Origin of the sequence: Streptomyces sp. NPDC026092, assembly GCF_040638605.1 — a bacterium.
Taxonomy (GTDB): Bacteria; Actinomycetota; Actinomycetes; order Streptomycetales; family Streptomycetaceae; genus Streptomyces.
Window position 1 is genome coordinate 99,061 of record NZ_JBEZYN010000006.1, and the last position, 26,763, is coordinate 125,823.

Annotated in this window: 28 protein-coding genes; 17 read left to right on the forward strand and 11 right to left on the reverse strand. The window is 72.1% G+C overall.

The window, feature by feature from the left end:
- The first annotated feature begins 234 nt into the window (after window positions 1-234).
- A complete protein-coding gene (locus AB0F56_RS11770; RefSeq protein WP_362007161.1) occupies window positions 235-957 on the forward strand; it encodes a helix-turn-helix domain-containing protein in 723 nt (240 codons plus the stop codon).
- Window positions 958-989: 32 nt separating this feature from the next.
- Here AB0F56_RS11770 and AB0F56_RS11775 read toward each other — a convergent pair whose 3' ends face one another.
- The gene (locus AB0F56_RS11775; protein WP_362007164.1) at window positions 990-2,372 is read right to left on the reverse strand and encodes a transcriptional regulator; all 1,383 of its coding nucleotides are present in this window, start codon (window positions 2,370-2,372) and stop codon (window positions 990-992) included.
- A gap of 279 nt (window positions 2,373-2,651) precedes the next feature.
- Between AB0F56_RS11775 and AB0F56_RS11780 the strand changes: the two genes are divergently transcribed.
- From AB0F56_RS11780 to AB0F56_RS11795, 4 genes are all read left to right on the forward strand, one after another.
- On the forward strand, window positions 2,652-3,329 hold the full coding sequence (locus AB0F56_RS11780) for a bifunctional DNA primase/polymerase (protein ID WP_362007167.1): 678 nt from the start codon (window positions 2,652-2,654) through the stop codon (window positions 3,327-3,329).
- Between the two features lie 85 nt (window positions 3,330-3,414).
- On the forward strand, window positions 3,415-4,239 hold the full coding sequence (locus AB0F56_RS11785; protein WP_362007170.1) for an ABC transporter ATP-binding protein: 825 nt from the start codon (window positions 3,415-3,417) through the stop codon (window positions 4,237-4,239).
- Complete coding sequence (locus tag AB0F56_RS11790; RefSeq protein ID WP_362007172.1) at window positions 4,236-5,849, forward strand: transporter; 1,614 nt, start codon at window positions 4,236-4,238, stop codon at window positions 5,847-5,849. The genes AB0F56_RS11785 and AB0F56_RS11790 overlap by 4 nt, the downstream gene beginning before the upstream one ends.
- Window positions 5,850-6,167: 318 nt before the next feature.
- A complete protein-coding gene (locus AB0F56_RS11795) occupies window positions 6,168-6,611 on the forward strand; it encodes a subtilase-type protease inhibitor (protein ID WP_362007173.1) in 444 nt (147 codons plus the stop codon).
- A 117-nt stretch (window positions 6,612-6,728) separates the two neighbouring features.
- Here the strand turns inward: AB0F56_RS11795 and AB0F56_RS11800 are convergent, their stop codons facing one another.
- On the reverse strand, window positions 6,729-7,952 hold the full coding sequence (locus AB0F56_RS11800; RefSeq protein ID WP_362007175.1) for an FG-GAP-like repeat-containing protein: 1,224 nt from the start codon (window positions 7,950-7,952) through the stop codon (window positions 6,729-6,731).
- A 170-nt stretch (window positions 7,953-8,122) separates the two neighbouring features.
- Between AB0F56_RS11800 and AB0F56_RS11805 the strand changes: the two genes are divergently transcribed.
- Window positions 8,123-8,908 carry a hypothetical protein gene (locus AB0F56_RS11805; protein WP_362007178.1) on the forward strand — a complete coding sequence of 262 codons (786 nt, stop codon included), beginning with the start codon at window positions 8,123-8,125 and terminating at the stop codon, window positions 8,906-8,908.
- Here the strand turns inward: AB0F56_RS11805 and AB0F56_RS11810 are convergent.
- On the reverse strand, window positions 8,889-9,299 hold the full coding sequence (locus AB0F56_RS11810) for a hypothetical protein (RefSeq protein ID WP_362007180.1): 411 nt from the start codon (window positions 9,297-9,299) through the stop codon (window positions 8,889-8,891). The two genes, AB0F56_RS11805 and AB0F56_RS11810, sit on opposite strands and share 20 nt — an antisense overlap.
- An 82-nt stretch (window positions 9,300-9,381) precedes the next feature.
- On the opposite strand from AB0F56_RS11810, the gene AB0F56_RS11815 reads away from it, so the two are divergent.
- The 3 genes from AB0F56_RS11815 (at window position 9,382) to AB0F56_RS11825 (ending at window position 10,644) form a co-directional block, all read left to right on the forward strand.
- Window positions 9,382-10,200: a helix-turn-helix transcriptional regulator gene (locus AB0F56_RS11815; RefSeq protein WP_362007182.1), complete on the forward strand. Its 819-nt coding sequence runs from the start codon at window positions 9,382-9,384 to the stop codon at window positions 10,198-10,200.
- Window positions 10,197-10,439 carry a DUF397 domain-containing protein gene (locus AB0F56_RS11820; protein ID WP_362007185.1) on the forward strand — a complete coding sequence of 81 codons (243 nt, stop codon included), beginning with the start codon at window positions 10,197-10,199 and terminating at the stop codon, window positions 10,437-10,439. Before AB0F56_RS11815 ends, AB0F56_RS11820 begins: the two co-directional genes overlap by 4 nt.
- Window positions 10,440-10,503: 64 nt before the next feature.
- Window positions 10,504-10,644 (forward strand): hypothetical protein, encoded by a 141-nt coding sequence (locus AB0F56_RS11825; RefSeq protein WP_362007188.1) that lies wholly within the window; start codon window positions 10,504-10,506, stop codon window positions 10,642-10,644.
- A gap of 146 nt (window positions 10,645-10,790) precedes the next feature.
- Here the strand turns inward: AB0F56_RS11825 and AB0F56_RS11830 are convergent, their stop codons facing one another.
- Both AB0F56_RS11830 and AB0F56_RS11835 read right to left on the reverse strand, forming a co-directional pair.
- The gene (locus AB0F56_RS11830; RefSeq protein WP_362007190.1) at window positions 10,791-10,916 is read right to left on the reverse strand and encodes a hypothetical protein; all 126 of its coding nucleotides are present in this window, start codon (window positions 10,914-10,916) and stop codon (window positions 10,791-10,793) included.
- A gap of 110 nt (window positions 10,917-11,026) precedes the next feature.
- Window positions 11,027-12,250, reverse strand: coding sequence for a hypothetical protein (locus tag AB0F56_RS11835; RefSeq protein WP_362007193.1), 1,224 nt, complete (start codon window positions 12,248-12,250; stop codon window positions 11,027-11,029).
- An 86-nt stretch (window positions 12,251-12,336) separates the two neighbouring features.
- Here AB0F56_RS11835 and AB0F56_RS11840 point away from each other — a divergent pair, with 86 nt between their 5' ends.
- Both AB0F56_RS11840 and AB0F56_RS11845 read left to right on the forward strand, forming a co-directional pair.
- Window positions 12,337-13,221, forward strand: a complete 885-nt coding sequence (locus AB0F56_RS11840; protein ID WP_362007196.1) for an arginase family protein — start codon at window positions 12,337-12,339, stop codon at window positions 13,219-13,221.
- 74 nt (window positions 13,222-13,295) lie between these two features.
- Window positions 13,296-14,723, forward strand: a complete 1,428-nt coding sequence (locus AB0F56_RS11845; protein WP_362007198.1) for a serine/threonine-protein kinase — start codon at window positions 13,296-13,298, stop codon at window positions 14,721-14,723.
- A 21-nt stretch (window positions 14,724-14,744) separates the two neighbouring features.
- Here the strand turns inward: AB0F56_RS11845 and AB0F56_RS11850 are convergent, their stop codons facing one another.
- Complete coding sequence (locus AB0F56_RS11850; protein WP_362007201.1) at window positions 14,745-15,281, reverse strand: NUDIX hydrolase family protein; 537 nt, start codon at window positions 15,279-15,281, stop codon at window positions 14,745-14,747.
- A 199-nt stretch (window positions 15,282-15,480) separates the two neighbouring features.
- Between AB0F56_RS11850 and AB0F56_RS11855 the strand changes: the two genes are divergently transcribed.
- Complete coding sequence (locus AB0F56_RS11855) at window positions 15,481-16,713, forward strand: serine hydrolase domain-containing protein (protein ID WP_362007203.1); 1,233 nt, start codon at window positions 15,481-15,483, stop codon at window positions 16,711-16,713.
- Window positions 16,714-16,722: 9 nt separating this feature from the next.
- Here the strand turns inward: AB0F56_RS11855 and AB0F56_RS11860 are convergent, their stop codons facing one another.
- Window positions 16,723-17,583 (reverse strand): alpha/beta hydrolase, encoded by an 861-nt coding sequence (locus AB0F56_RS11860; RefSeq protein WP_362007205.1) that lies wholly within the window; start codon window positions 17,581-17,583, stop codon window positions 16,723-16,725.
- A 472-nt stretch (window positions 17,584-18,055) separates the two neighbouring features.
- On the reverse strand, window positions 18,056-18,748 hold the full coding sequence (locus AB0F56_RS11865) for a metal-dependent transcriptional regulator (protein ID WP_362007208.1): 693 nt from the start codon (window positions 18,746-18,748) through the stop codon (window positions 18,056-18,058).
- Between the two features lie 160 nt (window positions 18,749-18,908).
- Here AB0F56_RS11865 and AB0F56_RS11870 point away from each other — a divergent pair, with 160 nt between their 5' ends.
- Window positions 18,909-19,676 (forward strand): SIS domain-containing protein, encoded by a 768-nt coding sequence (locus AB0F56_RS11870; RefSeq protein ID WP_362007210.1) that lies wholly within the window; start codon window positions 18,909-18,911, stop codon window positions 19,674-19,676.
- A 32-nt stretch (window positions 19,677-19,708) separates the two neighbouring features.
- Here the strand turns inward: AB0F56_RS11870 and AB0F56_RS11875 are convergent, their stop codons facing one another.
- Together AB0F56_RS11875 and AB0F56_RS11880 are read right to left on the reverse strand one after the other, a co-directional pair.
- Entirely contained in the window at window positions 19,709-20,878 is a 1,170-nt protein-coding gene (locus AB0F56_RS11875) for an ATP-binding protein (protein WP_362007866.1), read from the reverse strand.
- Window positions 20,879-20,910: 32 nt separating this feature from the next.
- Window positions 20,911-21,573 (reverse strand): response regulator transcription factor, encoded by a 663-nt coding sequence (locus AB0F56_RS11880; protein ID WP_362007213.1) that lies wholly within the window; start codon window positions 21,571-21,573, stop codon window positions 20,911-20,913.
- A gap of 88 nt (window positions 21,574-21,661) precedes the next feature.
- On the opposite strand from AB0F56_RS11880, the gene AB0F56_RS11885 reads away from it, so the two are divergent.
- The 4 genes from AB0F56_RS11885 to AB0F56_RS11900 are packed head-to-tail and all read left to right on the forward strand — an operon-like array spanning window position 21,662 to window position 25,129.
- Window positions 21,662-22,186: a hypothetical protein gene (locus tag AB0F56_RS11885; protein ID WP_362007216.1), complete on the forward strand. Its 525-nt coding sequence runs from the start codon at window positions 21,662-21,664 to the stop codon at window positions 22,184-22,186.
- Complete coding sequence (locus AB0F56_RS11890) at window positions 22,183-23,244, forward strand: peptidoglycan-binding protein (RefSeq protein WP_362007218.1); 1,062 nt, start codon at window positions 22,183-22,185, stop codon at window positions 23,242-23,244. Before AB0F56_RS11885 ends, AB0F56_RS11890 begins: the two co-directional genes overlap by 4 nt.
- Window positions 23,241-23,930, forward strand: a complete 690-nt coding sequence (locus tag AB0F56_RS11895) for an ABC transporter ATP-binding protein (protein ID WP_362007221.1) — start codon at window positions 23,241-23,243, stop codon at window positions 23,928-23,930. Before AB0F56_RS11890 ends, AB0F56_RS11895 begins: the two co-directional genes overlap by 4 nt.
- A complete protein-coding gene (locus tag AB0F56_RS11900; RefSeq protein ID WP_362007224.1) occupies window positions 23,927-25,129 on the forward strand; it encodes an ABC transporter permease in 1,203 nt (400 codons plus the stop codon). Before AB0F56_RS11895 ends, AB0F56_RS11900 begins: the two co-directional genes overlap by 4 nt.
- Window positions 25,130-25,166: 37 nt before the next feature.
- Here AB0F56_RS11900 and AB0F56_RS11905 read toward each other — a convergent pair whose 3' ends face one another.
- On the reverse strand, window positions 25,167-26,528 hold the full coding sequence (locus tag AB0F56_RS11905; RefSeq protein ID WP_362007227.1) for a PAS domain-containing protein: 1,362 nt from the start codon (window positions 26,526-26,528) through the stop codon (window positions 25,167-25,169).
- Window positions 26,529-26,763 lie beyond the last annotated feature (235 nt).

A 26,763-nucleotide genomic window follows, 5' to 3' on the forward strand; every position in this document is an offset into this window, starting at 1 on the left:
TGCTCCGTGTTTCTGACAAGAGAAACGCTACGTTGTGTTCACTGATCTCGCAACAAGTTCGTTGCACTCAAACTGCATCGATGCAGGTAGAGCCCCATATTTCATTGCAACGACTCAGGCGATAACGCAACGCAAAACCCCTCGCCCGTTGCATTGGGCGAGGGGTGAACGCTATGCTGACCGCGCGGAGCAGGACCGCAGGAACACCGAAGGACGATCGACAGGGAGATCGCGATGCCGGGAGGCAGACTCACCCAGCAGGAACGCCAGCAGATCGCGCTGGGCCTCGCCGACGGCCTCGCGTACGCGGAGATCGCCAGGCGCCTGGACCGTCCGACCTCGACAATCACCCGCGAGGTGATGCGCAACGGCGGCCCCACCGCCTACCGCGCCGACCTGGCCCACCGCGCCACCGAGCACCGCGCCCACCGGCGCAGGCCCGCCACCCCCAAGGGCGCGGAGGCGCCCCCGCAGCCCTACGGCCGCGACGCCGAGGCGGTGCGCGCGTACGAGGAGCAGTTCACCACCCTCCTCATGCGCCAGGGCCTGCCCAAGATGACGTCCGCGGTGCTGACCTGCCTCTTCACCACCGACTCGGGCAGCCTCACGGCGGCCGAACTCGTCCAGCGCCTCCAGGTCAGCCCGGCGTCCATCTCCAAGGCCGTCACGTTCCTGGAGAGCCAGGGTCTGGTGCGCCGGGAGCGCGACGAGCGCCGCCGCGAGCGCTACTTCGCCGACGCCGACGTCTGGTACCAGTCGATGATGGCCTCCGCCCGGTCGAACATAGAGTTCGCCGAGACCGCGCGGGAGGGCGTCCGCGTCCTCGGCCCCGACACCCCGGCCGCCGCCCGCCTGGAGAACATCGCCCGCTTCGTCGACTTCGTCGCCGAGAGCATCACCCGCGCCGCCGAACAGGCCCGCGACGTCCTCCACACCAAGACCGACCCGACGCCGTAGCCGGCCCGGCCCCGTTCAGCCGGGGCCGGCCGTCACGCCGCGTGCAACGCGAGCCGCGCCCCGAACTCCCGCACCACCGGCTCCCCCGCGAACGGGTCCAGACGGTCCTTCAGGTCGTCCAGATACTCCGCGCCCCGCGAGGACCGCAGCGTCGCGAGGAGTTCGAGGGCGCGCGTGCCCGTGTGGCAGGCCTGCTCCACCTCGCGCCGCTGCACCTGCGCCGAGGCCAGCAGCACCAGGCCGATCGCCCGCCGCCTGGCCCGCGTCTCCGGGTGCCCCTCCAGGGACTCCTCCGCCGCCCGCGCCGCCGCCTCCGCCTGCCCCAGGTCCCGGTGGCAGTGGGCCAGTTCGTCGGCGAGGTACGCGTGGTCGAAGTGCGCGATCCACGACGGGTCGTCGCCCGACTCCGGCTCCGCCCGCTCAAGTGCCCGTACGGCGCGCCCCGCGACCGCCTCGAAGGAGTGGGCGTCCCCGAGCAGCGCGTGCCCCCGGGCCTCCGCCGCGAAGAACATCGCCTCCGCCCGCGGCGTCACCCGCCCCCGCGCACCCTCCTGCGCCGCCCGCGCCAACTGCGCGATCTCCCGCGGGTTGCCGAGCTCGGCGGCCAGGTGGCTCATCGACGCGGCGAGCACATAGCCGCCGTACGCCCGGTCGCCCGCGGCCTGCGCGAGCCGCAGCGCCTGGATGTAGTACCGCTGGGCGAGCCCCGGCTGCCCGGTGTCCACCGCCATGTACCCGGCCAGCTCGGTGAGCCGCGCGACCGCCGCGAACAGCTGCCGGCCGACCGCCTCCCGGTACGAACCCGAAAGCAGCCCCGCCACCACGCTGTTCAGGTAGTGCACGACCACCGGCCGCACATGCCCGCTGCCGAACCGCCGGTCCAGGTCGACCAGGGCCGCCGTCATCGCCCGGACCGCCTCCACGTCCGAGACCCCGACCCGCGCCCCCGCCGACCGCGCCACGTGCGCGTCCGCGCCCGTGATCAGCCAGTCCCGGCTCGGCTCCACGAGCGCGGAGGCCGCGACCGTGGAACCGGAGAGGAAGTCCCGGCGGCCCACGTCGCTCCGCCACAACTCGCAGACCTGCTCGATCGCTCCGAGCACCGTCGGCGCGAACTGCAGCCCCACACCGGCCGCCAGGTTCTTGCCGTTCGCCATCCCGATCTCGTCGATCGTGACCGTCCGGCCGAGCTTGCGGCCCAGCGCCTCCGCGATGATCCCCGGCGCACGCCCGCGCGGCTGCTGTCCGCGCAGCCAGCGCGCCACCGACGTCTTGTCGTACCGCAGATCGAGACCGCGCTCGGACCCGACCATGTTCACCCTGCGGGCGAGGCCCGCGTTGGAACACGCTGCCTCCTGAATGAGCGCCTGCAGCCGTTCGTTCGGCTGGCGGGCGACGAGTGGCCTGGCTGACATGACTACCCCCTGAGGCCGTGAGTGATCGATGAGAACTGATCACTGCCCGGCGGATATCCGGTCAATGCCGATGTGAACACGCGAAACCGGACGCATCGGCCACGGACCCCGGTGCGGGGCACGGCCGACACCCCCCACCTCTGGCTACCCCACCCCCGCTCCCCGGCCCCACGCGCGCCCCCGTCCGTGCACCCATGCGCCCCGTCGTGCAGGATCGATGCTCCACACCGCGCGGCACGCCGCCCGTAACCCCAGGTGACGGCGGGAGTTGAGTTCACCGTGGAAGAGACCATCGGAGTCACGGAAGCCGCACAGATCCCCAAGCAGCGAGGCGAGCAGCTGCTGGACAGCGCCGTGCGGTATGCGGAAGAGCGGCACTGGGACGTGTTCCCGGGGACCTGGCTGGAAGCGGTCGAGGGCAGGGAGCGGTGCTCCTGCGGCGCGGAGGCGTGCGTCACGCCCGGCGCCCACCCGGCAAGGCCCGACTGGTCGACCCAGGCGACCGGCAGCGCGGTCGGGGCGCGGCGCATGTGGTCGAAGCAGCCCAAGGCGTCGATCCTGCTGCCGACCGGCCGTACCTTCGACGCGATCGAGGTGCCGGAGTCGGCGGGCTTCCTGGCGCTCGCGCGGATGGAGCGCATGGAGCTCACGCTCGGCCCGGTGACCTGTACGCCGGACCGCCGGATGTTCTTCTTCGTCCTGCCGGGCGCCGCGACCAAGGTCCCCGATCTCGTACGGAAGTTGGGCTGGGCCCCGGCCTCGATCGACCTGACCACGCGCGGCGAGGGCTTCTACGTGGCGGCGCCGCCCACCCGGGTCGGCGGGCACGGCGCGGTGCAGTGGGCGCGGCGGCCCACCCCGGCGAATCGCTGGCTGCCGGACGCCGAGGAGCTCATCAGCCCGCTCGCGTACGCCTGCGGACGGGAAGCGGCGGCCGCACGGGCCAGGCGCCCCTGAGAGGTGGCCCCTTAGGGTGTGCTCGTACGACGTACGGGGACGACCGAGGGGTTGACGGACCATGCCTGACCAGGCATCTGACGGAATGTACGAAGAGGCGGGCACCGCCCCCGGGGGACCGGGAGCGGTGCCCGCCGTTCGCGTCGAGGGGCTGTGGAAGCGCTTCGGGCAGCAGATCGCCGTGAACGGCATCGACTTGGTGCTGCCCGCGGGCCGGTTCATCGGTCTCGTCGGGCCCAACGGCGCCGGCAAGACGACCACCCTCTCCATGATCACCGGTCTGCTGCGGCCGGACGCGGGGCGCGTCCTCGTCGCCGGGCACGACGTGTGGCGCGACCCGGAGTCGGTCGCCGAGGTCAAGGCCCGGATCGGGGTCCTGCCGGAGGGGCTGCGGCTCTTCGAGCGGCTCTCGGGCCGTGAACTCCTCGCGTACACCGGGCGGCTGCGGGGGCTGCCCGGCGCGGAGGTCGACAAGCGGGCCGCGCAGCTGCTCGACGTCCTGGACCTGGCGGGCGCGCAGAACAAGCTGGTCGTGGACTACTCGACCGGTATGCGCAAGAAGATCGGCCTGGCCGCGGCGCTCCTGCACAACCCGGAAGTCCTCTTCCTGGACGAGCCGTTCGAGGGCGTCGACCCGGTGTCCGCGCAGACGATCCGGGGCGTCCTGGAGCGGTACACCGGCTCGGGCGCGACCGTCGTCTTCTCCAGCCACGTCATGGAGCTGGTGGAGTCGCTGTGCGACTGGGTCGCGGTGATGGCCGCGGGCCAGATCCGTGCGCAGGGCCCGCTGGCGGACGTACGGGGCGACGCGCCGTCGCTGCAGGCCGCGTTCCTTGAGCTGGTGGGCGCGAACGGGCGCGAGTCGGCCGGGGACTCCCTGGACTGGCTCGGCGGGGGTACGGCCCGATGACCACGGCGCCCACCCCCGACTCCCTCACGTCGGTCTTCGTCCGGCTCAAACTGGCGCTGCTGCGCAACGGGCTGCGGCAGTCGGCCGCGCGCACGGCCGTCTATGTGACGTCGATCGTCCTCACCGTCCTCTTCGGCGCGCTGCTGCTGCTCGGCTTCGTCCTGCTGCGGGGGTACGCGGACGCCGACTCGATCGCGATCCTGATGACGGGCGTGATCGCGCTGTCGTGGGCGTTCATGCCGCTCTTCGTGTCCGGCGGCGACGAGACGCTCGACCCGTCGCGGCTCGTGATGCTTCCGCTGCACCCGCGCCCGCTGGTGCGCTCACTGCTCGTGGCCTCGCTGGTGGGCATGGGCCCCGCGTTCACCCTGCTCGCCGGCCTGGGCGCGGCCCTCGCGCTCGCGCGGGGCGCGGCGGGTGTCGTGGCGGCGGTCGTCGCCGTGCCGCTGGTGGTGCTGGTGTGCGTGGCGCTCTCGCGGGCCGTCGCGGCCGCCAACGTACGGCTGCTGACCTCGCGCAAGGGCCGGGACCTCGCGGTACTGAGCGGTCTGGTGATCGCGGTCGGCATCCAGGTGGTCAACTTCGGTGCCCAGCGGCTCAGCCGGGCCGGGGGTCTGTCGACGCTCGAACCGGCGACGGCGGTCGTGAGCTGGTTGCCGCCCGCCTCCGCGGTCTCGGCCGTGGACTCGGCGAGCGAGGGCGACTACGGGGTGGCGGCGGCGCAGTTGCTGCTCACGGCCGTCGCCCTCGGGGCGCTGCTGTACTGGTGGCAGCGGAGCCTGGTGCGGCTGATGACCGAGCCGGACGGCTCGACGATCGGCGCGGCCCCGGACTCGGCCGGCAGCGGCCGGGAGTCCACGGGACGGCTGGCGCGGATGCTGCCGGGCGGGCGTACGGGAACGGTGATGGAGCGCAGCCTGCGCTACATCTGGCGCGACCCGAAGACCAAGATGGCCTGGATCACCTCGCTCGCGATGGGCGCGATCGTGCCCATGTTCAACGCGCTCCAGGGCGCGGGCTCGGTCTACTGGGCCTGCTTCGCCTCGGGGATGCTCGGCATGCTGATGTACAACCAGTTCGGGCAGGACACCTCGGCGTTCTGGATGGTCGCCCAGACGATCTCCACCCCGGCGGACGCGTACGCCGAACTGCGGGCGCGGGCCCTGACGCTGCTCCTGATCACCCTGCCGTTCACGGTCCTGGTGACCACGGGCACGGCGGTCGTCTCCGGCGCCTGGTCGTCGCTGCCGGACGCGCTGGGCGTGGCCTTCGCGCTGCTCGGCGCGATGCTGGGGGTCGGGGCGCTGGCCTCGGCGCTCTTCCCGTACTCAATCCCGCAGGACAGCGCGTACAAGAACGTGGCGCCGGGGCAGGGTGGACTTGCCTGGATCTCGATCTTCGGCGGCATGTTCGCGGCGGCGGTGCTGTGCGCCCCGGTGATCGGGGCGGCGATCTACCTCAACGTCGAGGACGAGACGTCCCTGCTGTGGATCCTGCTGCCGCTCGGCACGCTGTACGGCGCGCTGCTGCTGTGGGGCGGCCTGAAGCTGGCGGCGCCCCGGACGGCGCGGCGGCTGCCGGAGATCCTGGCGGCGGTCAGCAAGGGGTGAGCCGGGGGCTCGGGCCCGTGGGCCCTGGCTCGTGCCGGAAGCCCTTGCTCGTGCAGATGCACGAGCAAGGGCTTCCGGCCGAACCGGCACCTTCGGATGCCGTGCAGAATCGAACCAATTCTTTATCTTCGCAGGCCAGTTGGTCGTTCGACCTTGGACCACCCGCGCTCGGAGCGCTCTCAGCGGGGTGCGCACCCGTCCCCAACAGGCCGAACGTTCGGTCGTGACCGGAAAGCGGCGAAGGATGTGCGATCACCCTCCGCATCGGCAAGACTCCGGGGCGCAATCAGGCAGCACCCGCCCCGAAAGGACAATTCCATGCGTCCCCTGCTCCGTGACACCGCCTTCACCACCGCCCTGGCCACAGGCCTCGCGCTGATCGGCGTCGCCGCGACGCCGGCCTCCGCGCAGGCCGAGCCGACGCGTCTGTACCCGCCGTCGGCGCTGGTGCTCTCCGTGGCGAAGGGCGAGGACGTGACGTCGGCGACGGTCGAGCGCGCGGTGACCCTGGGCTGCACCCCCACGGCCACGGGCACGCACCCGGCGCCCGCGTCCGCCTGCGAGGAGCTGAACGCCGTGGACGGCGACTTCGGCCGGCTGACCCGCGCGAACGCCGCCGCCCCCTGTACGCGCATCTGGGACCCGGTCACGGTCACGGGCGAGGGCATCTGGAAGGGCAAGCGCGTGACGTGGTCGGCGACGTACGGCAACCGGTGCGAGATGAACGTCGGCATGTGGAAGAGCTCGGTCTTCGCGTTCTGACGTTCTGAGCGGTCTGACGTTCCGGGCGCCCTGACGTTCCGGGCGTTCTGACGCGCGAGCGAAAGAAGGGAGGGCCTTCGTCCGCGATGCGGAACGAAGGCCCTCCCTCCCGTTCTGTCAGAAGACGCCGTTGAGGTGCCACCAGTCCCAGGCCTGCGGCTGGCCCGGCTGCAGGGAGCCGGTGCCGGTGCCGGGGTAGAGCACCAGGCAGCCGGCGCCCCGGCAGCCGTCGCCGACGAAGCTGCCCGTGGTCGTGGCGGCGAGATCGACGGTGCCGTCGCCCCCGTAGTCGCCCACGGCGAGGATGGTGTGCATGCCGTTCCAGCCGCCGGAGCCGATCATCACGCGGGACCCGAAGGAGCCGGCCCGGCCCGGGTAGAGCCAGAGCTTGCCGGTGGACGCCTCGCGCGCGACCAGGTCGGCCCGGCCGTCCTTGTTCATGTCACCGGCCGCGACGAGGGCGTTCATGCCGTTCCAGCCGCCGTTGCCGAGCAGCTTGCGCGCGCCGAGGCCACCGGAGGTGGTGCCCGGGTAGAGCCAGAGCTTCCCGGTGGACTTCTCCACGGCGACGACGTCGCCGCGACCGTCCCCGGAGAGGTCGCCGAAGGCGACGATGCGGCTCATCGCGTTCCAGCCGCCGCTGCCGAGCAGTTTGCGCGTGCCCAGGGTCCCGGAGCCCGTACCGGGGTACAGCCACAGCTTGCCGGTCGACGCCTCGCGCGCGATCACGTCCTCGCGGCCGTCACCGCTGAAGTCGCCGTGCCGGGTGAGCGCGTTCATCGCGTTCCACCCGCCCGAACCGACCATCCTGCCGGACATGTCACCCGGCAGGAACCACAGGCGCCCCACCTGGTCCCGGACGAGCACGTCCGCCCGCCGGTCACCGTTCATGTCACCGAAGCCGGCCGCCGTGGGCGCCACGGCGGAGTGCCACCCGGGGTACGGGGCCCCGTCGCACTCCCGCACCGTGGGGACGAGCTTCACGGAGCTGACGGTCTTCGGCTGCGCGTAGCCCCATTCGGTACCGGCGGGATCGGGATCCCAGATGTCGGTGCCGTTGGTGCCGTCGTAGTTCGGGCCGCTGTACAGGCAGGCGTACAGGGACGTGTGGTTCACGACGGAGTAGAACTTGTTGTCCCAGGACCCGAGCGTCGCCTTGTCGACGTTCGTCTTGAACATCGTGCCCGCGCCGTTGTCGGCCTGCCAGGCGCAGAAGTAGCCCTTCGGGCAGTCCTTGATGGCGGCCTGCGCGGGCGTCGCGCCCGCACCGAACAGCCCGAGCGAGGTGAGCCCCAGCGCGGTGACCGCGGTGGCCAGACGTCTTCCCCAAGATGTACGCATTTGTTGCTTTCCCTCCCTGATGCGGCACGGAGTGCTCCTCGACGCGCCGCGAGGGGGACCGTACATCAGGCCACCGTCACCGCATGCGGGAGCCCCGGCTCCACGGGCTGCTCCTCGCCGGCGGGCCGGAACCGTGTCGTCCACGGCCCCGCTCGGGCACAGTCCCCCGCATGTCGGGGGACGTGCGCGAGGCGGGTGAGCACAGGGACCGGGTCCTGGTCCGACGCTGGAGGGAACCGCACGAGGAGGCCGTCCTGCGGGACACCCCGATCGCGGTCCTCCAGCAGGTCAGGTTCTGGGGCGGCATCGCGATCGCCGTCGCGATCAAGTGGCCCGTGATCATGACCGGTGACGACGTCGACGGAAATCTCCTGGCGGCCTGGGCGCGGGACAGCGGCCTACGACTCCTCCTCGTGCCGTTCCTGCTGCTCGTGACGGCACCGCTGGTGGTCGCCGCGCACTTCCTGATCCTCCGGCCCCCGGCCGGGGGCGCGCTCGGTGGACGGCTGCGAGGCCCCCTCACGGCGGCGGGCGCCTTCCTCGGGCATCTCCTGATGACGGCCGGAGGCGTGACGGGCGCCCTCTGGGTGAGCACCAAGGACTTCGAGAAGCAGCCGATCCTCTCGGGTCTCGCGATTCTCGTCTGTCTGTACGTGGGACTGCGCCGCATCGGCTTCCTCTACTTCGCCGTTCCCGCGATCTCGCGGCACATGTTCCGCACGATCGAGATCCACCCGGCGTTTCCGGCCCTGATCACGGTGGCCCTCGCCTGGGAACTCACCCTCCAGGACCTCCTGTTCCCGCTGGCGGAGTTCCCTGGCGTGCCCTTCCTGCTCCCGCTCGGCGGCGCCGTCGCCACGACCGCCGTCGCGGGCGTCGAGCTGTGGCGGCTGCGCGCGGCCCACGGCATGCGCTTCCGCCGGTTGACCCGCCCGGTCACTCCACCGCGCGACTGACCATCAGACGCAGGAGCCCCGGCTCCACGAACGGGTCCTCCTCGGTCGGCCGGGACCGCCAGTCCAGCGGCCAGGTCACCCCGTCGAGCGCCGGAACCCCGACGAACGCCGCACTCCGCCCACTCCGACTCAGCGCCCGCGCGGGGGCCGGCCAGGCGTGGGCGACGGCGGTCTGCGGGGGCAGCAGAAAGTACAGGTTCCGCTCACCGGTGGCCTCCCGCACGATCGGCCCGGCGCGGAAGTCGGTGAACTCCATGAGCCGGTACGCGACGTCCTCCCCGAGGAACCCCCCGATCCGAACGGCATCGAAGTGCACGCCCGCGTGCCGAAGGGCGTGACCGGTGGCGGGGACCCAAGGGGGCACCCTGTCAAGTGACTTGCGCGAATTCATGACACCAGCTTTGCGGGGTCGTTCTACTGTGACCAGGGCCACAGGCGCTTTGTGCCGGGCTGTGCGTTCGGGGAGGTCAGGCGTGAACAAAGGAAACAAGGGGAGCCCTGGGGCCGCGAAGGCCTTCGGGAGGCTGTTGCGCTTCCATCGGGAGCGCGCGAAGGTCTCGCAGGAGGCGCTGGGCAAGGCGACCGGATACTCCAAGTCCCAAGTGGCCATGATCGAGCGCGGGGAGCGCCGGGCGAGGGGCGACTTCGTCGTGATCGCGGACAGCCTGCTCGGTGCACAAGGTGCACTGATCGAGGTCGCGGACGAGATGACCGAGAGCGGGGTGGCTGCCTGGTTCGAGGACTACTTGGGAGAAGAGGCCAAGGCAGCGGGCATTCACAAGTACGAGACCCACCTCGTCCCGGGCCTTCTCCAGACCAAGGACTACGCACGGGCGGTCTTCGAGAGCGCCGTACCGGCGCTGGAGGACGAGGAGATCGAGGCGGGCATCTCGGCTCGCCTCGCACGGCAGGAGCTCTTCTACCGCAAACCCGCACCGCTGGTGACCTTCGTCCTGGAGAGGTCCGCGCTCACCAAACCACTCGGCGGGCCGGAAGTCCTCCGCAGCAACCTGCTGCACATCCGCGAATGCGCCGATCTGCGGAACGTGACGATCCAGGTAATGCCGGAGAACCGACGGACCCACGCCGGACTCAACGGGTCCTTCACGCTCCTGGAGACAGAGGAGCGTCGCAGACAACTCGTCTATGTCGAAGGGCAGGGCGGCAGGTACTTTCTCAGCGAGCAGCCGGATGTGGGAGACGTCTTCGCCCGCTACAGCACTCTGCGGGCGCAGGCCCTTACTCCCGAGGACTCGGCACAACTGATCGAACAGGTGGCACGAGAGCTATGAGCACCGACCTCAACTGGTTCAAGAGCAGCTACAGCGGCGACCAGGGCGGCGATTGCGTCGAGGTCGCGGTCGGCTGGACGAAGTCCTCGTACAGCAGCGAGCAGGGCGGCAACTACGTCGAGGTCGCCACCTCCCCCCACACCGTCCACGTCCGGGACTCCAAGGACACGACCGTCCCCGCCCTCACGCTCTCCCCCGCCGCCTGGACGCGCTTCCTTTCGGGCAGCGCCTGGCTGTAACTTGCCTGCCCTCGACGTGAGTTGGGTCCTATCTTGGGCCGACACTTCGATTCGAGGGGGCACCATGTCCGCATTGCGCAAGTCGTTCGCGGTTCTGGCCATGACCGCGGTGATCTCGTTGGGCTTCGCCGGCACCAGTCACGCGGACATCAGCTGCGACTGGGTGTGGGACGGCGCGGGCGCCTGGTACTGCCAGCCCGCGTAGCCACGGTTGTCGGCGAGGTGTTCGTACTGAACACCTCGCCGACGCGCACGCGGTCAGGGGTTGTTCAGGGCGAAGTCCTGGCGGGTGTGACTGCCGGCGCCGGCCTCAACGAACGACTCCGACCAGGGCTTTCGCGCCGACCGCTCCTACCGGAAGTTCTTTCGAACGTCGCGTAGGAACTGCTTGATGGCATCTCGCAGATTGATGTAGTCGAGGGCGAGTCCCACACCGCGTGCAGTCCACTTCGCTGCCGTCACCAGCACCTCTTCCACGGCATCCTTCTTTCTCCGACCCGTACTTCCCCTTCAGACTCCGCTACGGCCAAGAGGGTTGCGCGGTTGCCGCACGGCAAGGTGGCATCGCACGCCCGGTCGCAACAGGCCTAGTCCTGCCAGTAGAAAAGCAGCGCACCGACCGTCAGGGGCCCGCGGCCGCCGAAGTAGTAGACGCAGAGGTCCGTGACGCGGATCGTGCCGGTCTCGGCGTCGATCCAGCGGAAGCCCGCCCGTTCGAGTGCGTGGCGGGCGGTGGCGTAGGCGGCGGAGTCCTCCTCGTAGCCCTCCTCCTCGTCCGTGGCGAAGGGGCCCAGCGTGCTGATCAGGAAGCGCCTGCCGCCGGCCTCGATGACGTGGTACGTCCCGTCCCCCTGCTGGTTGTCCTCGCCGCAGGAGACCGGAGGCTTCGGCGCGAGGCCCGCCGTCGTGAGCGCGGCCGTCGCGCGGCGGAGCTGGTCGTCGACGTCGGGGCGGGCGGGCGGGTCGGTGCAGAGGACCTCGATCCGCCACCGCGGGTCGCTCGTGGTCTCGCAGCCGGGGGCGTACTCGTGGACGATCGCGGCGCGGAGCTCCTCGTCCAGGTCCTCGACCTCGACGCGGGGGCGGCCCAGGTTGTCGTACACCGCTCTGGTCTCGGCCGTGTCCTCGGTGAGGCCGTGGAGCGCGTACGCCGCCCACAGCTTCGCCTCGGTCGTCGGCGCCTCGCCGATGTAGGCGCGCAGGCGGTCCGGGTCGTCCGCGCACCACTGGGCGCGGTGGGCGACCCGCCGGTCCGGGTCCGCGAGGGCGTCGGTCACGTCCTCGTCGGCGCGGTAGCGCATCCGGAGGCGGAAGAGGCGGTCCTCGGGCCGGTCCGTGCCCAGGTCCGCGAGGATCGTGGCCGTACCGTGCCGGTCGACCAGCCCGTCCAGACCGGCCTCACCCGCGGCACGGGTGCCCTGGGACGGCGACGCGGCGAGGGTCGCCAGGTCGTGCGCGGCCGAGCGGTCGCCGAGCAGGCCGCGCGCCTTGAGGAACGCCTCGGCCATGCCGTACGAGGTGTCGCTCCCGCGGTCCTCGTGCCGCAGCCAGGGCAGCAGTTCCTCCCGGTCCGCGAGGAGGGCGAGGAGTTCCCGGCGCAGCTCGTCGTGCGGGTCTCGGATGCGGGCGGTCAGCTCGGGGACGTACTGCTCCGGGACCCGGCCGGTCAGCGCGCTCACGCAGGGGCTCCGGCGCCACCACGGGTGGCTGGGATCGGCCACGTACCGGGCGAGCGTCGGGGCGTCGACCTCGAGGAGGCCTGCCGTGTCGGCGTGTCCGGCCTGCGGTATCAGCGTCTCGATGGTTCGCATGCGGGGAGGCTACTGCTCCCGCACCGCCCTGAGCAGGGCGATTTCGTGGCGATGCCCGAGTCGGCGCGCGGGGACACCATGGAGGTATGCCACTGGTCAGACGGCGTGAGCCGGTCGTCATCGAGGCCCCGTCCGTACTCGGGCTGCGGCCGTCCGGGGTTCAGGACCTTCCCGGGGTGCTCCTTGGTGGGTTGCCTCGGGCGGGCAGGGTCGAGGCACCGCCGTACGACCCCGTGCCGGACGTCGCGACCGGGGTGCTCAATCCGGGCGGGATCGCGCGGTACTCCGGGCTGCTTGCCGATGCCGTCGGTGAGGTTCTGGATTCGGGGCGGCTCCCGGTCGTCCTGGGTGGGGACTGCAGCATCCTGCTGGGCAATCTGCTGGCCCTGCGGCGGCGGGGGCGGTACGGGCTGCTGTTCCTGGACGGGCACACCGACTTCTACCAGCCGGAGGCCGAGCCGGCCGGTGAGGCCGCCTCGATGGAGCTGGCCCTCGCGACCGGCCGGGGACCCCGCGTACTGACCGACCTGGAGGGGCGCGGGCCGCTCGTCCGGGACGAGGACGTCGTCGCCTTCGGGTTCCGCGACGCCGACGCGTCCGCCGCCGACGGGATGCAGCCGCTGCCGGCGGGGCTGTACGCCCTGGACCTGGACGACGTCCGCGCGGTCGGCGCCGCGGATGCCGCGCGGGGCGCGGTCGAGCGGCTCACCGGGGGTGCGGTGGACGGGTACTGGGTCCACCTCGACGTGGACGTCCTCGACGACGCGATCATGCCGGCCGTGGACTACCGCCAGCCGGGCGGGCTGAGCTGGGCCGAGCTGGAGGACGTCCTGGGTGTGGCGCTGTCCGACGACCGGGCCGTGGGGTTCGACGTCACCATCTTCAACCCGCGCCTCGACCCGGACGGCTCGATCGGGGCCCGGCTGACGGAGTGTCTGCCAGCGAGCCTGCGGCGTGCCGACGCTCGGTGAGGTGAGCCACCGCGGGTCGTCACGATGACTCAACTGCCCTCTCACTGATCCGAGTTGCTCGTACGATCAGCCCCATGGGGGACACACTCGCTCCGGGTACGACACTGGCCGGGGGCCGGTACCGCATCGACGAGCTACTGGACAGCGGCGGGATGGCGCACGTCTACCGGGCCTACGACGTCAGGCTCGAACGGCAGGTCGCCATCAAGACCATGCAGCCGAAGATCGCTCTGGAGCTGGAATCCGTACGGCGGTTCCAGCGCGAGTCCCAAGCGATGGCGGCGCTCGGCCACCCGCACGTGGTGACCGTGCACGACACCGGCGAGGAGGTGCGGACGGAGGGGGAACCGATGCCCTACTTCGTCATGGAGCTGGTGAAGGGCAACTCCTTGGCGGCCGAACTGCGCGCGCGAGGCAAGCTGCCCGCGTCGCAGGCGGTACCTCTGGCGGACCAGATCCTTTCCGCGCTGGAGGCCAGCCACGCACTCGATCTCGTCCACCGCGACATCAAGCCGGCCAACGTGCTGCTGGCCCCGGGCGGCATCGCGAAGGTGGCGGACTTCGGGATCGTCCGTGCGCTCGACCAGACCGCTACCGCTCTGACGCGCCCCTCTTTCATGCTCGGGACCCCGGAGTACATGGCCCCGGAGCAGATCCGGGGCGAACCGGACCTCGACAGTCGGTGCGACCTGTACGCGGTCGGCATCCTGCTCTTCGAGATACTGACGGGCAGCAGGCCCTTCAACGGCCCGGGCAGGGACTCGATCGCCCGTCAGCACCAGTACGCGCCGCCACCGACCCTGGAGTCCCGCGGGATCACCGGGCAGCCGGGCCTGGAGATGGTCCTCGCCCGCGCGCTCGCCAAGGAGCCCGATGACCGGTACCCCGACGCGAAGGCGATGCGCAGGGCGCTGCGAGCCGCGGTGACGGCACCCGCACCGCCGCCCCTGCCCCCGCGTCCGGGTCCAGCGCCGGGTCCGGGGCCGACATGGGGTCTGGGTCCGGCGGGTCCGGGTCCGACCTTGGGTCTGGCTCCGACGGGGCCGGCTCCGACCCTGATTGCCCCCGGCACGGGGGCTCCCGGCTCCACCAGGACCTCCCGCCGTCCCGGCGGCGGTGTGGCCGACAGGCAGCCCGCGCAGCCGTTGCCGCGCCACAAGCTCGTCGTCCACGGCGTCCGGCTGGCCCTCTGCGCCCTCCTGCTGGTCGTGGCGCTCTGGTACGCGGGGGAGGTCAGCGGATTCACCAATGTCGGGAACTGGAGCGAAGCCCGCTGGACGGCCTTCGCCGGGACGGCCGCGAGTGCCGTCGGGCTGCTGGGGTCCCTGCCTGTCTGGCGCCCCGACAAGAAGGGGCCGACGTCCTTCATCCAGGTGATCTCCTGGCTCCTGGCCGTCGCCCAGCTGCTGAGCCTGCTCTACGGCTGCCTGAGCCTGGTCGTCCTGAAGGACCAGAAGGGGTGCACCCAGAACTGGGCCGGGACCAGGTGCGAAATCCAGTGACGCGCCGCCGACCGGGAGCCCTCAGTACGTGTGGCCGACGTACGCAAGCGCCTGCTTGAGCAGGAGGCCCCGGCCGCCCGGCATCTCGTTCTGGACGGCCGGGGACGCGGCCTCCTGGGGGGAGAACCAGACGAGGTCGAGGGCGTCCTGGCGGGGGCGGCAGTCGCCCGTCACCGGGACGACGTACGCCAGGGCCACGGCGTGCTGGCGCGGGTCGTGGTACGGGGTGACGCCCGCCGTGGGGAAGTACTCGGCGATCGTGAAGGGCTGGAGGGAGGACGGGACTCGGGGGAGGGCCACGGGGCCGAGGTCCTTCTCCAGGTGCCGGAGCAGCGCGTCGCGGACCCGCTCGTGGTGCATCACGCGGCCGGACACCAGGCTGCGGCTGATCGTTCCGTCGGCGCCGATGCGCAGCAGCAGTCCGATGCTGGTCACCTCGCCGCTGTCGTCCACGCGCACGGGAACAGCCTCGACGTACAGGATCGGCATCCGCGCGCGAGCACTCTCCAGCTCGTCCGTGGTCATCCAGCCGGGCGTGATTTCGGTCGTGTCAGACATCGCCTGATCATACTTTCCGGAGGCCGCTGCGCACCGGAACGCGACACCAACGGCGGGTGGCTGTGCGGAATCCACTCCGCCGGGCGAGTGGACTCACCGGGGCGACGGGCCGAGGAACGGGGGCGCGCGAGGGCGCGAGGGTCACGTTGGCCGTCCGGATCGTGAGTTCCGCATCCTGAACTGGAAGAGACGCCTCGCCATGCGCCGTACCCCCACCCGCCGGCTCTTCGCCGCCGCCGCCGTGCTCGTCGCCTCCCTCCTCGCCCCGCTGGCCACGGTTCCGGCGACCGCCGCCACCGGCGCCGTGCTCCCCGCCCCGGCCCCCGTCGACCACGGCGGCGACGGCTTCTCGCCCGAGCTGACCGCCCGCCTGGACAAGGTCATCGAGGACGTCCGTACGCAGGCCGGGATCCCCGGTCTCGTCGCCGGGCTCTGGATGCCCGGCAAGGGGCGCTACGTCCGCGCGAGCGGCGTCGCCGACAAGGTCACCGGCGAGCCGATGTCCACCGACGTCTTCGTCCGGATCGGCAGCGAGACCAAGACGTTCACGGTCACCGCGCTCCTGAAGCTCGTCGACGACGGCAGGATCAAGCTCGACGACCCGATCGCCAAGTACATCGCCGGCGTCCCGAACGGCTGGAAGATCACCCTGCGCCACCTCGCCGAGATGCGCAGCGGCCTCTTCCCGTACACCGACGACGAGGACTTCCAGCAGGACCTGCTGTCCGACCCTAGCCGCTACTTCTCCCCGTACGAGGTGCTCTCGTACGGCTACAAGCACAAGAACACCTTCGCACCCGGGGCGCAGTTCCAGTACTCCAACAGCAATCTGATCCTGCTCGGCCTGGTGATCGAGAAGGTCAGCGGGCACCGGCTCGTCGACTTCCTGGAGAAGCGGGTGCTCCGCCCGGCGAAGCTGCGCCACACGCTGCTGCCGGAGGGCACCGAGTTCCCCGAGCCGCACCCGCGCGGCTACACCAACCAGACGCTGAGCGGCGAGGTCACCGACTCCACGGACTGGAACCCGAGTTGGGCGTGGGCGGCCGGGGCGATGATCTCGAACCTGGAGGACCTGCGCCGCTGGGCGAGGATCGTCGCCACGGGCGAGCTGCTCAGCCCGGAGACCCAGGCGCAGCGTCTGAAGTTCCTGCCGACCGGATTCCCGGGCACCAGCTACGGCCTCGGCATCTTCAACAGCGGTGGCTGGATCGGGCACAACGGCTCCATCCCGGGGTACGAGACCGTGACCGTCTACCTGCCCTCGCAGAAGGCCACCCTGGTGCTGATGCTCAACACCGACATCACGAGCCAGGGCCAGGAGCCGAGCTCGCTGGTCGCCCGCGCGATCACGCAGGTCGTGACGCCGAACAACGTCTACGACCGGCCCGTGCCCCCGCGCGTGGCCGCACCCGCCGTGCGCCCCACGGCATGAGACGGCGCGTCAGGAGGTGAGGACGCCTTCCAGGAACGGCTCGATCGCCGTGCGCCAGGCGTCCGGGTGGTCGTAGTGCAGGAGGTGGCCGGCGTCCGGGATCTCCGCGTACGCCCCGCGCGGGAGGACGCGGACCATCTCCTGGGCCTCGGCGCGGCCCAGCTCGCCGTCCAGGCCGCGGACCACGAGCGTGGGGCAGCGGACCTGGGCGAGCGAGTCCCAGTGGGCGTCGTGCACCCAGGTCTCGCGGGAGGTCAGCATCTGGGCCGGGTCGAAGACCGGGTACCAGCCGTCGGGGCGCTCGGTCATCACCTCGGCGAAGAAGTCGCCGCGCGCCGGGTTCGGCCGCTCGACCCAGGGGTCGTCCTCGCCGAACCACTGCCGGACCGCGTCGAGCGAGGCGAAGGGCGCCGGCCAGCGGCGGAACCAGTCCGTCCATTCGCGCTGCGAGGCGGCCCCGAGGGCCGAGGCCCGCATGTCGCAGATGACCAGGGCGCGGACCAGGTCGGGGTGCTCGGCCGCGAGCTGCCAGGCGGTGAGAGCGCCCATGGAGTGCCCGACGAGGGTGACGGGGCCGAGGCCCAGCTGCTCGACGGCGGCGGCCGCGTCCGCGACGTACGCCTCGCGTGTGAAGGGTCCGGCGGCGGGCTTCTCACTGCTGCCGTGACCGCGCTGGTCCAGGGCGACGACCCGATGCCCCTCGGCCAGCCAGCGGGCCGTGGGGGCCCAGTGCGAGGCGTTCCCCATCAAGCCGTGCAGCAGTAACACCCCGGAACCGGTGGCCCCGGCCGGTGCTGTCTGCTCTTCCGTGAACTCCCAGGCAGCCAGGCGTACGCCGTCGGCCCCGGTGACGTCGAGACGTCGCACCATGTTCCCTGGCACCCCCTCTTTCCCATCGAGCGTGTCGAGCCCCGCCAGACTATCGAACCCATATTCGAAAATGGGGTTCTGCCACGTAACACCCCTCGTTCGAGTGACGGCGCTCAAGGATTGACGCGCGCCGCCGAGGGGAGATCTTCAGCGGGAGGCGGACCGCTCGGGGAAAACGGTCCGAGGGGAATGACCCTGGGAGCTCGGGGCTCCGGGTCAGCACAGGGGAGGACAGGCCCCGGCGCCCATGGGCGCCGGGGCTCCTTGTCTGCTGACGCACCGCCCCCGACGCCTCCATCGCACCCACCCCTCCCCGGCCCACGATCCGGCTCTACGGACCGACCCCAGCGTGGCACGCCGAGGGGCGCGGGCGTGGCGATTCCGCCGTAAAACGGGCCCGGCTCGCTGCGGGGCGGCGTACGGGACCGTAAAGGGACCCGAGGAGTGGCGTGGTGTCCCTCGCGGGGTGGTCCTAGCGCTTCGCCACGAAGACGTGCGCCGCGACCTCCGCGTCCAGCTCCGCCGCCTCGCCGCTGCTGCCGACCAGGACGCCGCCCGCCGACTCCGTCACGCTCACCACGGAACCGGGCTGCACGCCCGCCCGACGCAGCGTGTACATCAGCTGGGCGTCCGTCTGGATCGGCTCGCCGATCCGGCGCACGATCACCGTCTTGCCGTCCGCGCCCGCGTCCAGGTCGGCGAGCGAGACCATGGAGTCGTCCAGGAAGGACTCCGCCTCGGCCTTCTCGCCCAGCTCCTCCAGGCCCGGGATCGGGTTGCCGTACGGCGACTCCGTCGGGTGCCGGAGCAGCTCCAGAACGCGCCGCTCGACGGCCTCGCTCATCACGTGCTCCCAGCGACAGGCCTCCGCGTGGACCTGCTCCCACTCCAGGCCGATCACGTCGACGAGGAGACACTCGGCGAGGCGGTGCTTGCGCATCACGCGCGTCGCGAGGCGGCGGCCCTCGTCGGTCAGCTCCAGGTGCCGGTCGCTGGCGACCGCGACCAGACCGTCCCGCTCCATGCGGGCCACCGTCTGGCTCACCGTGGGTCCGCTCTGGTCCAGCCGCTCGGCGATGCGGGCGCGCATGGGGACCACGCCTTCCTCTTCGAGCTCGAGGATGGTGCGGAGATACATCTCCGTGGTGTCGATCAGTCCGGACATACGTGCCCCTCGATGAGTCGTGCGCTGGCCCTGCACCAATTCTGACGCATCACACCGACAACCGTGCCGCGCGGGGGAAACGCCGGGCAAAGACGGTATTGACAGAGCAATGGTCCAGACCGCACGGTGATCCGCGACACGACGACAAGGAGCTTCGGCAATGGGCGACAGCGCGCGCGAGTCCAAGCTGGCAGGGCAGTTCTTCGATGCCGCGATCGGCCTGCTCCAGCAGGTCCGCGACCAGGACTCCGAGGAGATCGCCGCCGCCGGGACCGCGATCGCGGAGGCCGTCGCCGCCGGCGGCCGGCTCTTCGCCTTCGGCGCGGGCCACTCCTCGCTGGCCGCCCAGGACGTCGTCTACCGGGCGGGCGGCCTGGCCCTCATGAACCTGCTGGCCGTCCCCGGGGTCGTCGGCGTCGACGTCATGCCGGCGACGCTCGGCTCCGCCCTGGAGCGGGTGGACGGCCTCGCGGGCGCGGTGCTCGACTCCTCGCCCGCCAAGGCGGGCGACGTCCTGATCATCATCTCCCTCTCGGGCCGCAACGCCCTGCCGGTCGAGATGGCGATGAACGCCCGCGCCCTGGGCCTGACGGTGATCGGCGTCACCTCGGTGGCGTACGCGACGGAGACGAAGTCCCGGCACGTCTCGGGGACGTACCTGAAGGACCACTGCGACATCGTCCTCGACTCGCGGATCGCGGTCGGCGACGCCGAACTGACCCACGAGGCCATCGAGGCCCCGTTCGCCCCGGCCTCGACGGTCGTCACCAGCGCCCTGATGCAGGCCACCATGGCCGCCGCGGCCGAGGAGATGGTCCGCCTGGGCATCGAGCCGCCCCTGCTGCGCTCGGGCAACGTCGACGGCGGCCACGAGTGGAACGGCCGCGTGATGACCGAGTACCGCGACCGGATCTTCTTCCGGCACTGACCGGCGCCCGCGTACCGAGGCGCTGACCGCTCTCACTGGTTGAAACGGACCCCGACCGTCAGTCCGCCGCCCTCCCGGTTGGCGGTCGCGGTCGGGGTCGCGCCGTGGGCGCGGGCGATGGAGTCGACGATCGAGAGGCCGAGGCCCACGCCCTCGCCAGGTGCCTGGGTGCGGGCGGAGATGCGGCGGAAGGGTTCGAAGAGCAGGGGGACGGTCTCGGGCGGGACGGCCGGGCCGGTGTTCGTGACCTCGATGCCCTCGGGGCCCGTACGGACCTCGACGCGGCCGCCCGGGACGTTGTGCCGGACCGCGTTCGCCACCAGGTTGTGGGCGAGCCGGTCCAGGAGCACCGTGTCGCCGCTCACCGTCAGGGGCCGGGCGTCCACCACGACGTCGAGCCCGCGCTCGGCCGCCTCGGCCGCGAGGGACTCGGCCGCGCGCGTGGCGACCTCGTGCAGCGCGACCGGGCGCCGCTCCTGGAGCCCCTGGTCGCAGGAGGCGAGGAGCAGCAGGCCCTCGATGGTCCGTTCGCTGGCGTCGGCGACCTCGATGAGCTTCTCCCGGATCCGGGCCACCCGCTCAGGACCCGGCTCCCCCGCGAGGCCGATCTCGGCGGCCGCCCGCTGCACGGCGACCGGGGTCCGCAGCTCGTGCGCCGCGTTCGCCGCGAACCGCTGCTGGGCCGAGACCAGCCGCTCCATCCGCCCGAGCATCTCGTCGAAGGTGTCCGCGAGGCGCTTCAGCTCCCCCGGCGGCCCGTCCAGGGCGATCCTCTCGTGCAGGTTCTCCCCGGAGAGGCGCCGGGCCGTGTCCGTGATCACGGCGACCGGGCGCAGCACCCGGCCCGCCATCCACCAGGCGAGGGCGACGGAGAGGACCGCGTACGCGGCGAGGACGAGCAGCGAGACCGTGAGGAGGCGTTCGAGCGCGGCGCTCTCGGCCGCGTCGCTCAGCGTCCGGGTGATCGCCAGGCCCTGCGTCGGGACCGTGGGCGTGGCCTCCCGCCAGGCCGGGCTGGGTGTGGCGGCGACGGCCGGCAGGTCCTGGAGGCGCTGCGCCGGCACGGCGGTCGTCATGGCCACGCTGATCGACGAGTACAGGCCCTCCTTCACCAGGAAGTACACGACCCCGGTGAGCAGCGCGCCCGCGAGCAGGAGCAGCCCGCCGTAGAGGGCCGTGAGGCGGGCGCGTTCGCCGGCCATGGCGGCCCTCGGCGACAGCATCACGCGCGCCCTCATGACCCGACGATCCGGTAGCCCGCGCCCGGCACGGTCTCCACCACCGGTGGCTCACCGAGTTTCGCGCGGAGCTTGCTCAAGGTCACCCGTACCGCGTTCGTGCGGTAGCTGGTGTGCTCCTCCCACACCTGCTCGATCAGGTCCTCACCGCTCACCACGGCGCCCTCGGCGCGCAACAGCGCCTCCAGGACCGCGAACTCCTTCCGCGACAGGTGCAGGTGCCGGCCGTCGCGGCTCGCCTGGCGGCGGGCGGTGTCCAGGACGATCCCGGCCCGCTCCAGGACCGGCGGGAGCGCGGGCCGGGCGCGCCTGCCCAGGGCGAGGACGCGGGCGAGCAGCTCGTCGTACGCGAAGGGCTTGGCCAGATAGTCGTCGGCGCCGAGGCCGAGCCCCTCGACCCGGTCCCGTACCGTTCCGGCGGCCGTCAGCATCAGGACCCGGGTCATCAGGCGCTGGTCGACCACCCGGCGGCAGACGTCGTCGCCGTGGATCCCGGGCAGGTCGCGGTCGAGGACCATGACGTCGTACTCCCCGAACTGAAGCTTCCGCAGGGCCTCCAGGCCGTCGGCCGCGACGTCCACGGCGAGCGCGTCGCGGCGCAGCCCCTCGGCGATCATCTCGGCGAGAAACGCCTCGTCCTCCACCACCAGTACACGCATGGCCCCTGTCTATCCGACCCGGGCTTTCGTCTCCGTAAACCGATCCGCTGAGAGAAACGAAACCCCTCGGGCGCGCACGCTGCCGCCCATGACGATCACCGGACGTACCACTCGACGTACCCGAGAGACCTTCCAGATGGCCGCGGCCGTCTCCATCGCCGCGCTCGCCCTGCTGACCACCGCGTGCACCGCCGACGGCGGCGGGAAGAAGGACGCGGCGAGCGAGAGCGTGAGCGACGAGGGCAAGAAGGCCGACCAGGCCCTGGAGCACCGCAAGTGCCTGCGCGAGCAGGGCCTCGACGTGCCCGAGCCCAAGCCGGGCGAGGAGGGTGTCGGGCTGACCATCGGCGGCGACGGCATGTCGAAGGAGAAGATGGAGAAGGCGTTCAAGGCCTGTCAGGGCAAGGGCGGCGCCGGCATGGGCAAGGAGCCGACCCAGGCCGAGAAGGACAAGATGATCAAGTACGCCCAGTGCATGCGGAAGAACGGCTTCGACATGCCCGACCCGACGTTCGGCGAGGGCGGGATGACGGCGGCGCGGCCGATACCGCAGGGCGAGCAGGCCAAGAAGTTCGAGAAGGCCAACAAGGCGTGCGAGAGCGTGTCGCGATGAGCCGACGCAAGCTCGTGGCCGCCCTGGCGGCGATCGTCGTCGTCGCGGGCGCCGGGGTCGCGGTGACCGCGCTCGCCGCCCCCGAGGAGCCGCAGGCCGCGGCGGACTCGAAGCGGCCGCCCGCGACGGTCCCGATCACCCGGGGCGACCTGAGCGACAGCTCCCAGCAGGACGGCACCCTCGGCCACCTCGGCGAGCGGAAGATCAACGCCGGTCCCTCCGGGATCCTCACCCGGATCGCCCCGACCGGCTCGACCGTCGCGCGCGACGAGCGGCTGTACGAGGTCGACGGCAGGCCCGTCCGCCTGATGTACGGCGCCGAGCCCATGTACCGGACCCTGAAGACCGGCGACAAGGGCAACGACGTGCGGCAGCTGGAGGAGAACCTGGCCGCCCTCGGCTACGCCGGCTTCACCGTCGACGAGGAGTACACGGACAAGACCGCCGCCGCCGTGAAGCGCTGGCAGAAGTCGCACGACCAGAAGCAGACGGGGACCGTCGGCCCCGACGCGATCGCCTTCTCCGGGAGCGCGGTGCGCGTCAAGGAGGCGGGCGCGGCGACCGGCGACCAGGTGGGGCCGGGGCGGCCGGTGCTCACAGTGACCGGCTCCGAGCGGGTCGTACGGTTCAAGGTGCCGGTCGCGGACGCCGGTTCGGCGAAGACCGGGACCCGGGTCACGGTCCAGCTCCCGGACGGGACGACGGCGCCGGGCAAGGTGTCGTCGGTGGGGAAGACCGCGTCGACCGGGGACGACCCGCAGGACCGCACCCCGAAGATCGACATCACGGTCTCCTTCGACGCACCGGGCAAGGTCACGGGCGTCGACCAGTCCCCGGTCACCGTCGACCTCACCGGGGAGACCAGGAAGAGCGTGCTCTCCGTGCCCGTCAACGCGCTGCTCGCCCTGCCGGGCGGCGGCTTCGGCGTCCAGGTCGTCGACGGCGGCGGCCGGACGCGGGACGTGCGGGTCGAGCTCGGGATGTTCGGCCAGGGCCGGGTGGAGATCAGCGGGGACGGGCTGCGCGAGGGCATGAAGGTCGGGGTGCCGTCCGTATGAGCGCGGTAGTGAAGCTCTCCGGGGTCACCAAGGAGTACGCGGGCGGTGTCCGGGCCCTCGACGGCGTGGACCTCACCGTCGGCACGGGCGAACTGCTCGGGATCGTCGGCCCGTCCGGGTCCGGCAAGTCCACGCTGCTGCACATCGTCGGCACCCTGGACCGGCCGAGCGCCGGGACCGTGGAGATCGCCGGACACGACGTGGCCGCGCTGACGGACCGCCGGCTGTCCGCCCTGCGGGCGCGCCACATCGGCTTCGTGTTCCAGGCCTTCCACCTGGTGCCCGGGGTCGGCGCCCTGGAGAACGTCGCCGAGGGGCTCCTGTACTCGGGGCTCCCCCGGGCGCGGCGGCGCGCGCTGGCCGCCGAGGCGCTCGCCCGTGTCGGGCTCGCCGACCGGATGAAGCACCGCCCGCACGAGCTGTCGGGCGGCCAGAAGCAGCGCGTCGCCATCGCCCGCGCGGTGGTCGGCGAACCCGACCTGCTGCTTGCCGACGAGCCGACGGGCGCGCTCGACTCGGCGTCCGGGGAGGCGGTGATGGACCTGCTGCACGACCTCAACGCGCACGGCGCGACGATCGCGGTCATCACCCACGACACGGAGATCGCCGGCCGCCTGCCGCGCCAGGTCCGCATCCGTGACGGCCGCGTGGTGGCGGACACGGCACGCGGGAAGGTCGCGGCGTGAGGGCGCGACGCGCCCTGAAGGCCGCGCGGCTCGGGCCCCGGGATGTGCTGCACGTCGGGTCGGCCGGTCTGCGGAGTCGGCCCGTGCGGGTGGTGTTGTCGGCGCTCGGGATCGCCATCGGGATCGCCACCATGATCGCGGTGGTGGGCATCTCGGCGTCCAGCCAGGCCCAGTTGATGCGGCAGCTCGACGCGCTCGGCACGAACATGCTCGTGGCCAAGCCGGGTGAGGGGATGTTCAGCGGCCAGGAGGTCAAGCTGCCCAAGGACGCCGTGGGCATGGTCGGCCGGATCGACGGCGTCGAGGAGGTCGGCGCGACCGCCGACCTCAACCGCACGGTACGGCGCTCCGAGAAGATCCCCGAGGGCGAGACGGGCGGGATCGCCGTCAAGGCCGCCACGGAGCGGCTGCTCGCCGCCCTGCGCGGCGGCACGGCGTCCGGCACCTGGCTGAACGCCGCCAACGGCCGCTACCCGTCCGTGGTGTTGGGCCACGTCGCGGCCGAACGGCTCGGCATCACCGAGCCCGGCCGGCAGGTCTGGATCGACGACCGGTACTTCACGGTCGTCGGCATCCTCGACCCGCTGCCGCTCGCGCCGGAGATCGAGCGCGCGGCGCTGGTCGGCTGGGAGGGCGCGCAGAAGCTGCTGGGCTTCGACGGGCGCCCGACGGCGGTGTACGAGCGGTCCACCGACGCGTCCGTACGGGACGTCCAGCGGCTGCTCGCCCCGACGATCGACCCGGAGAACCCGCAGAACGTGTCCGTCGGCGACCCGTCGGCGGCGCTCCAGGCGAAGGCGGCGACCGAGGGAGCCTTCTCCACGCTGCTGCTCGGCCTCGGCGGGATCGCGCTGCTCGTGGGCGGGGTGGGCGTGGCGAACACCATGATCATCTCGGTACTGGAACGCCGCCACGAGATCGGCCTGCGCCGCTCCCTGGGCGCTACCAGGGGCCAGATCAGGATCCAGTTCGTCACGGAGTCCCTGATGCTGTCGGGCCTCGGGGGCCTCGCGGGCGTGGCGCTCGGCGGCGCGGCGACGGGCGTGTACGCGTACACGGGCGGCCTGCCGTGGGTGGTGCCGCCGTGGGCGGTCGGCGGCGGCTTCGGCGCGACGCTGGTGATCGGGACGGTGGCGGGCCTGTACCCGGCGGTACGGGCGTCGAGGCTGTCCCCGACGCTGGCGCTGCACGCGGCGTAACGGGCCGGGGGGCGGCATCCGAGGCACCTCAGGCGCCTCAGGCGTCTCGACGTGGCGTGGAGCCGCCCCCCGTACCCAGCGCCGCCGCGAGGTCGAGCGAGGCCGCGACCCGTACCGCCACCGCCTCCGCGAACACCGCGTCCGGGCGTTCGAAGGGCGTACGGGACGCGGAGCGGAGGAAGGTCACGGCGCCGACCGTACGGCCCCGGCTGCGCAGGGGCAGGCAGAGGGCGTGGAGGGCGTCGCGCGGCCACAGGCGCTCGGCCGCCCAGTCCTCGGCGGCCTGGGAACCGGCGGCCGCGGTCGCGGACGCCCGCACCGGTCCCGTACGGGAGAGGGCCTGGTGGACGGGGTGGCCCGAGGGGTAGCGCAGCGGGATGCCGCCGCCCGCGACCGGCACGACGGGCCCCGGCTCACCGGCCGGGGTCGTCGCCACCCGCACGAGGCGCCGCTCCCCCGCCGCGATGTCGACCAGGGCGTGGTCGGCGAAGCCCGCGAGGGCGAAGTCGAGGAGGACCGTCGCCGCCTCCCTCGGGTCCTCGCACTCGGCGGCGACGGCGCCGGCCCGGTGCAGCTGGCTGTACCGGAACCGCAGCCGGTCCGCCTCCTGCTCGGCGAGGCGCTCCTCGGTGACGTCCTGGAACAGCCAGCCCACGCCCAGCGGCACCGGCTCCTCCGCCAGCGGCGACGAGAGCCGTACGAATCCGCTGCGCCAGCACCGGCGGCGCTCGCCGTCCGCCGTCCGCAAGGTCACCCACACCTCGGCGGGCGCCTTCGGCGCGCCCTCCGCGAGGACGTGCTCCAGGGCGGACTCCAGCTCCTCCAGGCCCTGCGCGACGACCTCCCCGAGCGGCCGGCCCAGCAGGGTCGTCCGCCCGGCGCACATCGCCCGGGCCGCGTACCCGTTGACGACGGCCGGGCGCAGGTCCACGTCGACGAGGACGACACCCCAGGACGCCTCCTCGAAGAGCGCCTCGCTCAGCGCGATCGACCGCTCCAGATCGATCTGGGCGTGCACCTCGCTGAACGCGCAGTACACCCCGGCGGGCTTGCCGTCCGCGCCGCGCACCCCGGCCGACTGTGTCCGTACGAGAACACGGCCGCCGTCCTTCCGCACCAGCGCGAACTCGTGCACGAGCCGGCCCGGCGCGTCCATGGCGGCCATCAGCCGCGCGAGCGCCTCCGCCGCGTCGGCGGGCCGCGCCGCCCACCCCTCGAAACCCCGCCGCCCGACGGCCTCCCCGGCCGACCAGCCGAGAATCCGCTCGGCCTCCTTGTTCCAGTGCGTGACGGTCCCGTCGGCACCGAAGGCACAGAGCGCCGCGTCCATCCCGTCGAGAAGCGCGGCGAGCAGATCGTCCCCCGGCACAGACGTGGTCCCACCCCTGGCAGCACTCATCCCGGCAACCCCCTGCAGGACGGTGTACGCACGTGCATCCGCACGCCTCGGATCATTCAACTCGAACGTGACGCAGAACACACCCCGTTCCACGAAAACGTTGCGCCCCGGAAACGAACGGGCGGGGCGCCCTCGGATCGCGGCGAATAAATCGCTTGAGGCTTCGCGGGAGGGTTCCTAGGCTGTGGAGCACACGCTGAAAGGAGGTGATCCGAGAACATGGTTTCTTTTCGGA